General features: G+C 63.0%; 11 protein-coding genes. 7 read left to right on the top strand and 4 right to left on the bottom strand.

Annotated features, from left to right (window positions below; all coding sequences use genetic code 11):
• Positions 1–7: 7 nt before the first annotated feature.
• Positions 8–172: a hypothetical protein gene (locus tag H0921_RS14420; protein WP_194539217.1), complete on the bottom strand. Its 165-nt coding sequence runs from the start codon at positions 170–172 to the stop codon at positions 8–10.
• A 38-nt stretch (positions 173–210) separates the two neighbouring features.
• Here H0921_RS14420 and H0921_RS14415 point away from each other — a divergent pair, with 38 nt between their 5' ends.
• The 3 genes from H0921_RS14415 to H0921_RS14405 all read left to right on the top strand — a co-directional run bounded on the left by H0921_RS14415 (position 211) and on the right by H0921_RS14405 (position 3,384).
• Entirely contained in the window at positions 211–1,023 is an 813-nt protein-coding gene (locus H0921_RS14415) for a hypothetical protein (RefSeq protein WP_194539216.1), read from the top strand.
• A 247-nt stretch (positions 1,024–1,270) separates the two neighbouring features.
• Positions 1,271–2,488 carry an NADP-dependent isocitrate dehydrogenase gene (locus H0921_RS14410; RefSeq protein ID WP_194539215.1) on the top strand — a complete coding sequence of 406 codons (1,218 nt, stop codon included), beginning with the start codon at positions 1,271–1,273 and terminating at the stop codon, positions 2,486–2,488.
• A gap of 569 nt (positions 2,489–3,057) precedes the next feature.
• Positions 3,058–3,384: a hypothetical protein gene (locus H0921_RS14405; protein ID WP_194539214.1), complete on the top strand. Its 327-nt coding sequence runs from the start codon at positions 3,058–3,060 to the stop codon at positions 3,382–3,384.
• 133 nt (positions 3,385–3,517) lie between these two features.
• Here H0921_RS14405 and H0921_RS14400 read toward each other — a convergent pair whose 3' ends face one another.
• Positions 3,518–5,266, bottom strand: coding sequence for a hypothetical protein (locus tag H0921_RS14400; protein WP_194539213.1), 1,749 nt, complete (start codon positions 5,264–5,266; stop codon positions 3,518–3,520).
• 417 nt (positions 5,267–5,683) lie between these two features.
• Between H0921_RS14400 and tatC the strand changes: the two genes are divergently transcribed.
• Together tatC and cobA are read left to right on the top strand one after the other, a co-directional pair.
• On the top strand, positions 5,684–6,865 hold the full coding sequence (tatC, locus tag H0921_RS14395) for a twin-arginine translocase subunit TatC (protein ID WP_194539212.1): 1,182 nt from the start codon (positions 5,684–5,686) through the stop codon (positions 6,863–6,865).
• Positions 6,866–7,050: 185 nt separating this feature from the next.
• A complete protein-coding gene (gene cobA / locus H0921_RS14390) occupies positions 7,051–8,655 on the top strand; it encodes a uroporphyrinogen-III C-methyltransferase (protein WP_194539211.1) in 1,605 nt (534 codons plus the stop codon).
• Positions 8,656–8,775: 120 nt separating this feature from the next.
• On the opposite strand, the gene H0921_RS14385 is transcribed toward cobA, so the two are convergent.
• Positions 8,776–8,961 (bottom strand): hypothetical protein, encoded by a 186-nt coding sequence (locus H0921_RS14385; protein WP_194539210.1) that lies wholly within the window; start codon positions 8,959–8,961, stop codon positions 8,776–8,778.
• 354 nt (positions 8,962–9,315) lie between these two features.
• On the opposite strand from H0921_RS14385, the gene H0921_RS14380 reads away from it, so the two are divergent.
• Positions 9,316–10,917 (top strand): hypothetical protein, encoded by a 1,602-nt coding sequence (locus tag H0921_RS14380; protein ID WP_194539209.1) that lies wholly within the window; start codon positions 9,316–9,318, stop codon positions 10,915–10,917.
• A 61-nt stretch (positions 10,918–10,978) separates the two neighbouring features.
• Entirely contained in the window at positions 10,979–12,778 is a 1,800-nt protein-coding gene (locus H0921_RS14375) for a sensor histidine kinase (RefSeq protein WP_194539208.1), read from the top strand.
• 48 nt (positions 12,779–12,826) lie between these two features.
• On the opposite strand, the gene H0921_RS14370 is transcribed toward H0921_RS14375, so the two are convergent.
• Entirely contained in the window at positions 12,827–14,077 is a 1,251-nt protein-coding gene (locus tag H0921_RS14370) for a cellulase family glycosylhydrolase (RefSeq protein WP_228499779.1), read from the bottom strand.
• Positions 14,078–14,164: the final 87 nt, after the last annotated feature.

The raw sequence follows: 14,164 nt of genomic DNA, 5'->3' as shown, positions 1-14,164 counted from the left end.
GGGAGACTCATGCTGATGCTGCATCCCGTAGCTCATTCCCGGCAATTTCCCGGCAATCCGTGGCCCGGCAGGGTGCTGGCCGCAGTGGCTGCTCCTGGGACGCCGGCAGCGGCTGCTCCTGCGGCGAGCGAGTCTCTTCGCCCTCCGCATCCTCGGTCTTTCTTGCCGTCACCTTCTCCGTCCTCCCGTTCATCCTCCAGGAGTCCCTCGATGTTGTTGACTCAGCGGTCGGCTAAGACGATGCCCCTCAGGTTGGCGCAGCGGCTGGTTTCCGGCCTCTGGCCTGTTGTCTGTTGGTTCAGTCTAACGGCCTGCTCGTCTTCTCCGGGGTCCAACAGCCGGGATGCCGCCGGTCGCCCCGATGACGGTCTGGCGTCAGCGATGCAGACGGCCCCTCTCGCTCCTGGGGATTTATCCGCGACAGCGGAGGCGGAAACATCCGCGCCGCCATCCCCCGGCTTTGACTATCCCGCGGACATGGCACCGTACCTGATACGCATCCTCGCCCCCGAAACTCCCGCCCTGCCCCCTGCGGTACGGCAAGCGCATCAACCCCAGCCGAAGGCCGGACCACTCCCGGCGGCGCGGTGGGACCCGGCTCCTTCCCTCCGGCCTGCCTCCCCCGCCTTGCGCGGGGCCAAGTCTGACATTCGCCCGCCGTATCCCGCCGAGCGCTTCTCTCCCGCGGCTCTGCTCACCGCTGCTCAACCGCCGAAGACGACGCTTCCTGCTGGTCCCGGCATCACCACGCGGGCGCCGGACCCGGCCATTCCTCCTCCGCTTCCTTCGCTGAGCCGCTTTTCTTCAGAACGTGTCGGCTTCGAGGACCCCACGGCAGACAATCACCACAGTTTCCTGCTCTCACCGCGACTCGGGGTGCCACTCCCTCCCGTGCCCTTCGAGAAAACCGAAATCCCTGATCCCCAGGTACTCGGGGAGCAAATCCGGCCTCAGCTTTCCCCTCCGTTGGAACCGGGCCGCCGCCCGGACAGTGTTCCGCCCCCCCGGCCTCCTGCTCCCTAGTCGGCGGACATCTTGCGCTTCCCCATCGTTTCCTGAGCACCTTTGAGGTCCAGGCGGTGGGTGTCGCACGGAGCCAGCCTTCCGCTTGGCGTGTAAGTCCGGCATGCCTGAAAAGCGATCCACATGCCCGCCTCCGTCATGAATCCCCTGTCGAGGATCAGAGGGGAAGGGTGTCCGTTCGGGCTTCCGGCTGCTATTTTGGCCGATATTGCAGGAGTTGTTCTGCCTCAGCAGCGAGGAGTTTCCAATGGCCAAAATCCGCGTCAAGAATCCGATTGTGGAAATGGACGGCGACGAAATGACCCGCATCATTTGGCACAAAATCCGGGAGCAGTTGATCCTCCCTTTTCTGGATATTGAGCTGAAGTATTTCGATCTCGGCATCCAGAACCGCGATGCCACGGACGATCGGGTCACGGTGGAAGCAGCGGAAGCGACGAAAAAATACGGGGTGGCGGTCAAGTGTGCCACCATCACTCCTGACGAAGCGCGGGTCAAGGAATTTGGCTTGAAGCGGATGTATCCCTCGCCCAATGGCACGATCCGCAACATCCTCAATGGGACGATCTTCCGCGAGCCGATCATCTGCCGCAACGTTCCGCGTCTGGTCAAGCATTGGGACAAACCCGTGGTGGTCGCGCGTCATGGTTTCGGTGATCAATACAAGGCCACGGAACTGGCGTTCAGCGGAGCCGGCACTCTCAAGCTGACGTTTACTCCCGCCGATGGAGGGGCGGCCATCGAAAAGGAAGTGTTCCAGGCTCCCGGAGCCGGTGTCGCCCTGGCCATGTACAACTTGGACGAATCGATCCGCGGTTTTGCCCGCGCCTGCTTTCACTATGCCCTGGGACGGCGTCTGCCTGTGTACCTGTCGACAAAAAATACCATCCTCAAAGTTTATGACGGCCGATTCAAAAATATCTTCCAGGAAATTTATGACCAGGAGTTCCGCTCTCAATTCGAGGCCGCGGGTTTGACCTACGAACACCGGCTCATTGACGACATGGTCGCGGCCAGCTTGAAATGGACCGGCGGCTACCTCTGGGCCTGCAAAAACTACGACGGCGACGTTCAGTCCGATGCCATCGCTCAGGGCTTCGGCTCCCTTGGCCTGATGACGTCGGTCCTGATGAGTCCCGACGGGAAAACAGTGGAAGCCGAGGCCGCCCACGGCACCGTCACCCGCCACTACCGCCTCTACCAGCAAGGCAAACCCACGAGTACCAATCCCATCGCTTCCATTTACGCCTGGACGCGGGGCCTCTACTATCGGGGCAAAATGGACAACACCCCGGAGGTCATCCACTTCGCCGAGACACTGGAAAAGGTCTGCGTGGACCTGGTCGAGCGGGGTCAAATGACCAAAGACCTCGCCGTTCTCATCAGCGACTCCACCCCCTATTTGACAACGGACGAATACCTCCACGCCGTGACCCAGGAACTGCACCAGCGGCTGAAAGTATAGCCACTCTGGGCCCAGTGAACTCCGCCGTTGTCAAGTCCGCTTTCATGCGAACCGGCCCGCTCGGCATCGCCTCCCAGGGGTTCGGATTTGCGGCCTCCATGCAGGAACGGATTTCTTCCTCTCGCACCAGAGGCATCAACCGGAGCTGCCGCAGCCGTTGTGCCAAACACAGCGGCCCTGAGCATTCCGCCCACTTCACCGCCGGCATCAGTTCTGTGGCCGCGATGTGAACCGCGTGCCCGAAAAAAATCCCCACGTTTTTTGACTTCCCGCCAATCGTGGCCTAGATTCGAGTAACAAGTGAGTGTGCGCGAGAATCAACCAGTCAGGGGCTATCGCCCGACCCTGAAATTGCGGTTCCCCCCTCAACTCGCCACGCTGTCAGGTTCCTAACCACAGTCCAGACCTGTGCCGCAAAGCACGCCCGGCGTGCCACGGGGAGTTTTTGTGCCGGAGAGGATGGGAAAGCTCAACATCGTAATTTTCGCGGAATGATTTGGCCTTACAGGAATTGACAAAAAAATGTTGTCAAACGCTTGAAACCTATATCTCACCAGGGAGGAATGCACATGATCAAGCGGCTGTTACTGCAACTCTGGCATGATGAATGTGGAGCGATCGTAGCCACCGAATACCTGATGCTCGGCTCCATCGTGGCTGCCGGTGGCGTGGGCGGAATGGTCGCCATGCGCGATGCGATGATCGAAGAGTTCAAAGAATTCGGACAGACGACACGGGAAGTCCGGCAAGCCTATACGCAAGAGGCGTTGAAGTACATGTCGGGGAAGAAGCGGGCGGCTGCCCGGACGGCTTCACCCTACTATCCTCTGCCGCAAGTCGATGGAAATGATCCCGCCCCGACAGTCCACTTTGCCGTACCCCACCTCACCCCTTGATCTGCGGCGCCATACACCGCGCTTTACGGCGCGGCGGAGCACTCCACGACGGACGCACCCGGGTTCAGTCTCCCTCGTTTCCCCGTCGTGGAGTGTTGTTTTTGTTCCGAAGTGCAACTTGGCCGCCGTCACTTCACCTGGACTGCCGCACAGCGACGAACAAGCGGGCATCGGGCGGCAGCTCGCGGACGCCTTCTTCGTCCAGCACGACCTTCCACTGGGGGTGCTGGCGTATCAGCGAACACAACTGCGGGTGATAGTGGGTTTCCACCACAATCCACACCGCCCCGTATTGCTGGAGAATGGCCTCCCCGCCTGGCTCACCCTCTTTGACGGCGAGGCAGCGGGACCAGTGCTCGGTCGTGAACAATTGGGCGTGATTGAACATCATCACGGGCCTATCGGCAGGCAAAGCCCAAAGGAGGTACTCCCCCTGGCGTTCGCTGCAGAAGACAGGTCCGGGGGGAGAGGCGATGCCGGCCGTTTTCAATGCTTGAGCCAGCATCCGAGCGCGGCCGGAATCTCCAGGGTCTTCTCCTCGGATTGCACGAGCCACACCGTAGGGTGTCGCCGGATACAGGGCGGAGGCAAAGGGCCGCGGCCGCCCGGCCTTCAGCCAAAAACTCGCCGGCGCGGCGATAAAGGCCACGATCACAATCAAGCCCGCCAGGGCTGTCTTGCGAAAACTGGGGATGCCCGCCTTCCAGGACCATGACCGCTCCTGGGCCCAGGCGGTCCACACGGGGGCCATGATCCAGAACGCCAGCGGCGCCCACCAGGCCATCATCCGCTGTTGGAACAGAGGCCAAAGGCCGAAGGTCAAAAGCAGCAACACGGGGAAGATTCCCCCTAGCCGCCGCGTGATCCCCAGCGTGACGAGCAGCATGGCTGCCAGGAGCACATAACTCCAATGCCCGCCCGGCCCCCACGTCCACTCCAGCGGCTGCCATTCGGCCATCGTCCGGAGGTTCGGATGCGCTCCAAATTCCAGGACGTGGAGATACAACCGCGGACCATAGGGATTCAACAAGGCAATGGCTCCAACCGAAATCATGAGGCTCAGAGTCCAGGAGCGAAGGGGCCGATGGGACCACCATCGGGATAGCGATCCGCGTTTGTGTCCAATTTCCCGCAGCCATCCGCTCACCACTGCCATCGCGGCCAGGAGCAGGCCGATAACAAAAGAGCCGTGGAGATTGGCCCACACCACCATCAGGAGAGGGAAGAGCCATAAGACTCGTGCCGATGCGGTTTTTTCCTCTCCGATCCAGGGCCGCAGGAGGACTAAGCTGCTCATGAAGGGTAGAAACGCCAAGGTCTGCGGGCGCTGGACCACAAGCAGGGGCAGCAGCATGACCAGGCCATAGATCACGGCTCCGGTTCCCCACGCCGCCGAGCCGCTTCCTTGCCGCACCGACCAGGCGAACAGACCCAGGACGATCACGCCCACGACAGCATGCAGCAAGCGAATCGCTTCCACTCCGCCTTCCAAACGCCGTAAGTCCGACTGACCTGCGAGCGAGGCGCCTGCTCGAAAAACGCTGTAATAAACGACCTGGGACAGCCACATCGCATCGAAAAAGGGGCGCTCCTTGTCCGTGAAAGGACAGAGCGGTTCGACCGCGGGCAGTGTCCGATGGCTCACGATCCATTCGCCATACTTCAGATGGGACCAGAAGTCGGTGTGCATCAGCGGCATGGCGCTCAAGAGGTAAAGGGCGATCCCCAGCAGCCCAGCGGCGGCCACGCCGGCGGAGGAGAAATACCACCGGGCTAAGGGAGAGTTGGGGTCCGCCCAATCAATTCCGGCACCCAACGGCCCGCCATAATACGGACCTGGCTCTTGCTCCGCTGCGGCCTCGCCACCTTTGTCGTTTGGCATATGCGCGACCCCTTCGTCACACAGATTGGCCATCCTTTTGATTTTTGTCCCACGCTCGCCGACTGCCCTCCGGCTTCCCGCCGCCCTGTGCCTTCACGGCCCCGGCGCCTCCGGATGCTATCGGGCCTCCTCTTGCCAACGGCAGCGGTGCCATCAGGTCGGCAGAGCCATCCGCCCTCGGTTTCCCAGCCGAGCAGGGATACCCTTAGCATAGCTTGTTCCGGCCTTGTGCAGGGTGCTAATCCGAAGATCCCCCTCTGGATGGGGATCAAAAGCGTAGGGACTGCGGCCTTGTGACTGGCCGAGCGAATCCATAAGGTAAAATAGACCTTCCTCGCCAGTGAGCCGATCCGCCAACCGTTCGGGCATCTCCGCCTCGGGGTTGGGCTGTTCTCCCCATCCGCGGGGTTGTGGATTATGGTGGCACCGAAGAAGAAGCGACGGAAAAACCCCTACGAGGAATATCCCGACGACATTTTCGCTGACACCCGCATGTCCTTCGGGGATCACCTCGAAGAATTGCGGCAACGGATGATCATCGCCCTCAAATGGCTCATCTTTTTCATGGTCGTCGGTTTTGTGCTGGACGGGGTCGGTTCGCTCGTGGGCAACCCACGGATCGGCATTGGCAAGCCGGTCATGGTCGCCATCACCGAACCGGTCAAGGAACAGGTCAACGACTTTTACAACCGCCGGATCGAACGGGCGCGAACGGACAAGCTGGAACCGCTGGAGCGGACGGATAATGCGGAAATCGAGCGGATCAAGAAGAAGCTCCAGGCCAACGGCAATGCGCTCAGTGCCTTGACGGAACAGGAACGGCAGCTTCTGTTGGGTTCGCCGGAAACCATGCCGGTCGAGATCGACGCCCAGGAGCTGGCGCCCATCTTCGGGCCGCCTAAGCCTGACACTCCGCCGACGGTGGTTCTCCACCTGCGTGTCTATCCGGGCTTTATTAACTATCTCAACGAGAAAGGGCAAAGCCTGCTGGAAACGCGGCAGTATCTGACGACCCTCAGCGTACAGGAAGGGTTTGTCGTTTACTTCAAGGTGCAGATCCTCTGTGGTTTCGTGCTGGGTAGCCCCTTTATCCTGTATCAGTTCTGGGCCTTTGTGGCAGCAGGTCTATATCCGCACGAGAAGCGGTATGTCTACTGGATGCTGGGGCCGAGCTTGTCGCTATTTTTGGCGGGCATCATCATGTGCCAGTTCCTGGTGTTGCCCGGAGCGGTGAAGGCCCTGTTGATGTTCAACGAATGGCTGGGGTTGGACCCGGACATCCGCCTGAGTGACTGGTTCAGCTTGGCCATCATCCTGCCGCTGGTGTTCGGCGTCTCGTTCCAAACGCCGCTGGTCATGGTCTTCCTTTACCGTCTGGGGGTATTCTCGGTGGAGGACTATTGGTCGAAGTGGCGGCATGCCTGCATGCTCCTGGCGGTGTTCTCGGCGATGATCACCCCGACGCCCGACGCCGTCACCATGCTCTATCTTTTCGTGCCGATGTTCGCTTTGTACCTGTTGGGGATTCTGATCTGCCGCCTGTTCCCGGTCGGTAGCGATGAGGAAGAGTGGGAAGAGGCCGAGGAAGTGGCCGTGTGAACGGACAGTCCAGGCCAATGTGAAAGGCCGGTATAATGGGAGGCGTTGCGAGGGGCGGGAGAACAGTTTGGCTGAGGATAGCTCTCCAGGGCCAGAGGCGGCGCCTGCGCAGGCAGTCAGCGACGCCCCCGGCGTGAAGCCGACACCCGACGTGAGACCGAATCACCGGTAGGAGTGCAGCAGGCTTGGAAGGGCGTGTTTATCTCGTCGGTGCGGGACCGGGCAGTCCGGACTTGCTGACGTTGCGGGCGGCGGAGCTGCTGCAACAGGCGGATGTGATCCTGTACGATCAACTCGTGCCGGTGCGGATTCTCGATTGGGCCAATCCGCAGGCGGAAAGAATCTGCGTGGGGGACCTTCCCGGCAAGCATGCGGAGAAGGCCAGCCAGATTCAGCAGCGGATGGTGGCAGCCGCCCGTCAGGGGAAGCGCGTGCTGCGTCTCAAAGGGGGCGATCCCCTGGTTTTTGGCCGCGGCGGTGAGGAAATTGCGGCTTTGCGTGCGGCAGGAGTGCCTTACGAAGTGGTGCCCGGCGTCACCGCTGCGCTCGCCGCGGGAGCCTACCTGGAAATCCCGCTGACGCACCGCCATTTTGCCAGCGCCTTGGCTTTCGTCACGGGACACGAAGCCCCTGACAAGGCGGAGCCGCCGATCAACTGGCGTGCCCTGGCCCAGTTCCCCGGCACCTTGGCGATCTACATGGGCTTGTGCCGCCTGCCCCAGATCGTAGCCGCCCTGCTGGAGCATGGCCTATCGCCGGACACACCCGCCGCGGTCGTCAGCCGCGCCAGTTGGGGGGACCAGCGCTGCGTCTTCGCGCGTCTGGCGGACCTGGATCAGGCCCGGCGGCAGGCCGGTCTCGAATCCCCCGCCGTCATCCTCATCGGGCCAGCGGTCGGACAACGGACGCCCCAACCCTGGTCGGAGCAGCGCCCCCTCTTCGGCCAATCGGTGCTGGTGACGCGCCCGCGCCATCAAGCCGCCGGCCTCATCCGCCGCCTGGAACAGCTCGGAGCGATCGTCCATCACTGGCCGGCCGTGGCCATCCGAGAACCGGAGGACTTCAGCGAACTTGACGCCGCCCTGGACGCTCTGGCCCAGGGACGCTGGGACTGGCTGGTCTTCACCAGTGTCAATGGCGTGCACGGCCTCCTGCGCCGGCTCTGGCACAAAGGCGGGGACCTCCGCACTCTCAGCAAAGTCCAACTCGCCGCCATCGGACCGAAAACGGCAGACGCCCTGCACGAGTATCATCTCCGAGCGGACCTGGTGCCGGAGCAGACGTTCTCCTCGGAGGGGCTAGCCGCGGCTTTAGGCCCGCGAGTTGCAGGGCAACGCGTGCTTCTCGCCCGTGCTGATCGAGGCCGGGAACTCCTGCGTGAGGAACTTCTTCGCTCCGCCGCTGAGGTCCGGCAAGTCACCGTCTACCGGCAAACGGACGATGAACCGCCCTCCCCCCAGTTGCTCCAGGCCTTGCGTCAAGGGAACATCCGCTGGATCACCCTGACCAGCAGCAACATCGCCCGCCGTGTGCTGGCGTTTTGTGATTCCCCCATCCGGCAGCGCATCCGGCAGGGGGAGATTGGCTTGGTGGCGATCAGTCCAGAGACGGGAAGCGTCGTGCGCGCCGCCGGCCTGCCCGTAGCTGCGGAAGCCGAGGTTTACACCGAAGAGGGATTGATCGCCGCCCTAATCGACTGCGTCCGAAAGCACCGCGGTATTCCCGCCGATTCCCCCAAGGCCGTGCCCACTGAACCGAAGGTGGAAAATGCACCGAAGGAAGAGGAATGACAGGACGCTGGCACGAAGCGGAGAACGCTGACAGGAGGGGTAGAAACGCTGACCCGCAGCGTCCAACGCTGATAGAAAGCGTAACACCGCTTCATCCGCCGTCAAAGCCCTTCCGCAGGCTTACTTGAGGTCTTTCATGACGTTGACGGCCAAATACACGACGATGCCGGCGGCCAAGATGCCGAGGATGTCCACCGTCACGAAGGGGCCGCCTCCGAAGGGGATGCCCAAAACCAAATCCAGCAGAAACATCAACAGCACAAGGATGGCCACTGCCAGCGAGCTATAGCAGAGGATCTTTTCCATTGCAGGGCCTTTCCTAGACGCCGCGGTGATAACTGCCATGACTGCACACCCTCCCTCCCGCCGATCGTTTCCTGCCGATCAGCCTCGGCGGATTCGCCTCCGAGGGATTAGGTTCGTATGTGGCCCATTGTAATCCATCCCTGCGGCCTCGCAACCGCTGGAACGGCTTCCAGGCGGGGCAGTCCCCCCGGTCATCCTGGTTCAACCGCAACAATCCGCACCTTCGGTCCTGCTTTGGCTGGGCAGACTGTTGGGGCAGAACGGGGGAAACGATCGTAGCCGGTTAGCCTCCCCCTTCGGCGACATCATCAGGATATTGCTATAGTGAAATGAGGAAAGCTCTGGGGAGAGGACATGCAAGCCGGTTATACTCGGCACGTCGTCGTGGCAGGGCTGCTGCTTGTAGCGGCAGCGGTCTGCGTGGGTGTGGCCCTGGCGTGGTGGAACCGCGGCTATACTCCGCCGGCCCACCCCCGTCCCGTACCGGATGGCGACCAGGAGATTGCCTGGCTCCACACCCCCACCGCCTACGAAGCCTGGGATCACTTTGTCCGGGCGCTCAAGCGGATTGAACGCCGGGGAACCATCCCCCATTTCTTCGCCGACGACGCCCACGCCTACCCCCACCGGACGACGACCGTGCCCGAGGTGGTCATCGGCCGCTCGGATCGCCTCGGACGGCTGCATGTCCGCTGGTACAAGGTGACCGAAGCCGTACCGCAAAGCCGTTGGGTGGAATTATTGCTGCAACGTTCCCCCGCACCGTTGGCCATCATCGCCGGCTGGTCCAGCGATCGAGCCGCGGAACTGGCTGAAGCCTTACGCGATGCGCCCCACCCGGACAAGCCCGTGCTGCTCCTGACCGCAGCGACCGCGGAGCAAGTGGCCGCCGATGCCGCCATGACCGGCCCCGCAGGACCTACCCTGCTGTCCCTGTATGACCGCACCTTCCGCTTCTGCTTTTCCAACCGGCAGATGGCCGAAGCCCTGAGTGACTTCCTCCTGTCAGAACCGTCGTTGCGGCCGCATGCGGGAGCCGACCCCTGGCTGCTGGCCGCCGGCACGGCCTGGTGCAATCCCTGGGCTGCCGCGGCCACGCTGCTCGCCTCGGAAATCCCGGCGTTCGCCATCGACTGGCAGGACGACCCGTTCTCTCTGGACCTGAGCCTGCATCTCCGCCGGGAGCTGACCCGCCGCTGCTCGGCACTCGCGGACGGGCCGCGATTGGTCCTGATCCGCTCGCAGATCCCCTTCAGCACGGGTCCGGTCCATCAGCCCAACGCCGCGGAGCTGGATGCCATTCGCCACCTGTTGCAGCACCTGCCCCCTCCGCCGCAACGGACCTTGCTGCTGGTGCCCACGGTCACCGTACCGGCACGTCGGGTGCTCCAGGCCCTGGTTCAGGAAGAGTCCGAGGTCGGCCAGCGCCTGGTGGCAGTCACCGGCGACGGCATCTCCGTCAATACCCTCTTCCGCGATCGCGAGGTGGCCTGGCCGATCCGCACCCTGCCCATCCCGCTCGTCCTGTTCGCCCACGCCGACCCCTTCGCCTGGGATGAGCCGGAGGAACGGGAACGCCTCCCGGACGGCTACGCCCTCGCTGCTCCGCCGCCTGGACGAGTCTGTTCCACCACCGAGGATGTCGAGCATTTTCGCCGCCTCGTCGAAGTGCTTCTCGCCGCCGCGTACCGGACGGAACCCCCCGTTTTGCTCGACAGTCCGCGAGAGTTGGGCCAGGCGCTTCAGAAGCTGGAACCGCCGTTTTTTGACACCTCCGGGAACCGCCGCGGCGGCAGCGGCGAACACATCGTCGTGTTACGGCCCTCCCCGCCCGGTGCCGAGGACCCGCTTGCCGAAGCCGTGCTCGAAGTTTACACCCGCCGGCCCCCTCCCGGCGCCTGGTTCTGCCTCCACCGCCGACTGCTTTACCGCTTCTACCATGAGCGCACACCCTGACACGAGCCGTGCCTCTCCTCCTCCTGTCGTCCCGCCGCCGGGAATCGAACCGGAGGGGCCCGTGGTGCCCCTGGGCCGCTTCCTGCTGCGCCTTTCCCCCTTGATCCTGCTCTGGCTGGGCACTGCCGCCCTCCTGGGCTGGCTCCTCTACAGCCGCGCCCACTGGAGCGAAGTCTCGGACCAGGCCAACATCCGGGAATGGGTGGAAAACACCCGCATCTTCCGCAAAACACTCACCGAGCTGGCATACGAATACATCGACCTGCACCGGCAGGAAGGGAACTCGGAAGACGAGACAGCCTGGGAGGTCCGCCGCCGCAATAAGCGGGATGAAATCGCGGAACATCTCCGGGCGATGGTGGAACCGCTGCGGTTGCACTCGGCCCAACTCCCGCTATTCCCCGAAGTGGCCCGCATCGAGGTCCGTTTCGAGGGTCCCGCAGCCTGGCGGCTGGGTCTTACCCCGATCCTCTGGGAATCTCCCAAAGCCTTCCCGCCCGCTGCCGCCGGCTCCCTCTGGCGAACTTTGTGGATTCCCGCCGCCGTCGGAGAAGGAGCGGAGGTTTACCCCGTGGTGCGCGTCGATTACCGCCTGCACACTTATAACCGGCTGCAACTGCAACAGGAAGAATACCGCCTCTGGCAATCCGTCGCCGCTGCCGTGCTCATCCTCAGCACCTTGCTTGCTTTCTATCAGACGGTCCGCTTCTGGCGGCGGGAGCAGCGAGTCGAGCAGGAAAAGTGGCGGCAAGCCATCGCTGCGGAACATCGGGAGCGTGAACTTCTGCAAGCCCAAGTGGCCGCTGCTCAGATGGAACAGCAGGTCCTGCAAGCCCGGATCAAGCAACAGGAGGCGGAACGGGCCGGGGAGGAGCTGCGCCGCCGCATGCTGGAACAACAACTGGAAGCCGCCCAATTGGAACAGCGGGCCGCCCAGGCCGAACGCCAAGCCCTGGAGCTGCGCTCCCAACTCTACGCCAGCATCGGCATCCTCGCCGGCAGTTATGCCCACAACATCAAAAACCTCCTCGTCCGCCCCAACGATCTACTCGCCCGCTGCCTCGACGCCCCCGCCTTGCCCGGAGAACAAAAACAAATGCTCCAGGAAGTCCGAGCGACCCTCGGAACCGTCACCGAGCGCTTGCAGCAAATCCTCCGCACCGTCCGCCGGGATCCGAAGCAGTTGGCCCCGACCCTCGTCAATTTGGCCCACCTTCTGGAAGACACTTGTCATACCTGGTTAGAAACGGCACGGGATAAATGGAAGGTGGAGCTGCACCTGCATCTGCCGGAGGAACCTCTCTACGTGCGCGGGGACCTCTCCCATCTCCAGCAGGCGGTGGAGAACCTCTTGTTCAACGCCCGGGATGCCACCTTCGAGATGCGGAATTACCTGCGGAACGAAGCCCGGCGCGACGCCGACCCTCTCCGCCGCCGCCAACGTCTCCTCGCCGCTGCCTCCTGGAAAGGGCAGGTCCATCTGCGCCTCCGCCGCCAAGCCTCGGAAGCCATCCTGGAAGTCGCCGACAATGGCATCGGCATGACCGAAGACATCCGCGCCCAATGCCTGCAAACCTACTTCTCCACCAAACGGGATAACGCCCTCTACGAAGGCTATTCCGCCGGCATGGGGCTGGGATTATCTTTCGTCGCCATGGTCATGGACCATCACGGCGGCAGTATCGATATTGAGTCGGCCCCTTTGCAAGGCAGCCTCTTCCGCCTCCGCCTCCCCTTGGCCCCAGCCCCCGCCAGCGAATCAAACGCCGCCCCTCCCGCCGCCGCCCCCCTCTCCCCACCGCAGCCTCTGCCGTCCGACCCGGCAAGGGGCGGGGACCACCCCCCCTCTGACCCCACTTGACCCGCAACGCGAAGCCCCCAGGGGATGGAACGAGCAGCGAGCGCAGCGCTAGGAGTTCGGCGTCAGGGCGTAGAGCCGGGCACGTTTGCGGAAGCGTTCCAGCCAGGCCCGAAGCAGAGCGGAGCCGAGGTCCTTGTCCTGGGCCAATTCCTCCAGCGTCCGCCCCCAGTAGAAGAAGAACCAGCCGGCCGCCAGCGGCTCAGATTTCTCCACGAATTGTTCCAGCTCCTCCGCGGAACACCAGAGCGGGAAGGATTCCTCCACCACCACCGGCTTGCCCACAGCAAAGCCCCGCAGGGTTTCTGCCGCCTGATCGAGCTTTCCTTGGTGGGGGTACAGATGCACGGCGAGAAAATCCAGCTCCGAGACCACTTTCTGCGGGACGAAGCCGGATGTCAGGCCGGGGCGATCCAGACTCCAATCGACCAATCCCACGGTGATGAGATGGCGGCGATCAACCCGCCGGATGGCTTGCACCAATTGGCGGACCCAGGCGCGGGCGATGTCCGGCCGGGGACGCTGGCGCTGATCGAGCGTGATGAACTGAACGAAGTGCTTGTCTCCGAAGGGAGGCGCGAGCCAACCGCCGCGTTCCCGTTGGCCGCCCGGTACGACCGGTTCGTTCATCAGGTCATAGCAGAATACCGCGGGACTGCGGGCTGCCCGTTCGGCCACCGCGGTCCAAAAGCGGCATTGGGCTTGCCACCGCTCTGCTTCATCCAGGGCGTCGTACCAGGCCGGGACATCTTTTTTGTGGTAACAGCCCAGGCCGGTCAGATCGAGGTATAGCTGCTGCCGCTCGGCTAAGCGCAGCAGCCGTTCCAGTTGGCGCAAAGCTGCCGGGTTGGGCTTGTCGACACTCTCCATGAACTTGCCGAATTGCAGGTGAATTCGCACGCAGTTGGCGCCCAAGCCCCGCATCTCCGCGAAATCTTGCTCGACTTTGTCCCATTCCTTCTCCCAATAATCTTCGAGCAACCGCCCGCGTTCGTCGTGATCGTAGTTGAAGCCCCAGGGACGAAAGGCTCGCTGGCTCTCCGACAAAACGAAACCCCGCGCACCTTCCGCAAGCTGGATATGCTCCATCAAGCCCTGAGGCGCCTCGGCGGCGGAGCTATTCCCGCTCTGCTCGTTCTCCCCACGGCACCCCGTCAGGGAATCTCCGGCCTCGGTGTAACCGGTCTCGGCCTGCTCCCCGCGCAGGGGCCATTCTGCCACCCCTCCTGGGATGGCCGCTAGCATAACCAGTCCGGCTACGAGCGCCCGGCATCCCCCGGCGTTTTTGCTCCAGCACAGCATGATCCTCTCCTTCTCCCTTTTCCTCTGGTTATGGCTGTCGCTCCTCTGCGAGGCCCTAAGCCGTGGGGACAAAGGCACTGTCACAGC

The organism is Thermogemmata fonticola, assembly GCF_013694095.1.
In the GTDB taxonomy this organism is placed as follows: domain Bacteria; phylum Planctomycetota; class Planctomycetia; order Gemmatales; family Gemmataceae; genus Thermogemmata; species Thermogemmata fonticola.
The sequence above is the reverse complement of the archived record's forward strand: the minus strand, read 5'-3'. Positions and strand labels throughout refer to the sequence as shown.

What these genes read in the sequence shown, in the direction of transcription:
- H0921_RS14385 (WP_194539210.1), bottom strand. Translation starts at nt 8,961, where the DNA reads ATGGAAAAGATCCTCTGCTATAGCTCGCTGGCAGTGGCCATCCTTGTG.
- H0921_RS14410 (WP_194539215.1), top strand. Translation starts at nt 1,271, where the DNA reads ATGGCCAAAATCCGCGTCAAGAATCCGATTGTGGAAATGGACGGCGAC.
- H0921_RS14380 (WP_194539209.1), top strand. Translation starts at nt 9,316, where the DNA reads ATGCAAGCCGGTTATACTCGGCACGTCGTCGTGGCAGGGCTGCTGCTT.
- H0921_RS14400 (WP_194539213.1), bottom strand. Translation starts at nt 5,266, where the DNA reads ATGCCAAACGACAAAGGTGGCGAGGCCGCAGCGGAGCAAGAGCCAGGT.
- H0921_RS14370 (WP_228499779.1), bottom strand. Translation starts at nt 14,077, where the DNA reads ATGCTGTGCTGGAGCAAAAACGCCGGGGGATGCCGGGCGCTCGTAGCC.
- H0921_RS14405 (WP_194539214.1), top strand. Translation starts at nt 3,058, where the DNA reads ATGATCAAGCGGCTGTTACTGCAACTCTGGCATGATGAATGTGGAGCG.
- tatC (WP_194539212.1), top strand. Translation starts at nt 5,684, where the DNA reads ATGGTGGCACCGAAGAAGAAGCGACGGAAAAACCCCTACGAGGAATAT.
- H0921_RS14415 (WP_194539216.1), top strand. Translation starts at nt 211, where the DNA reads ATGTTGTTGACTCAGCGGTCGGCTAAGACGATGCCCCTCAGGTTGGCG.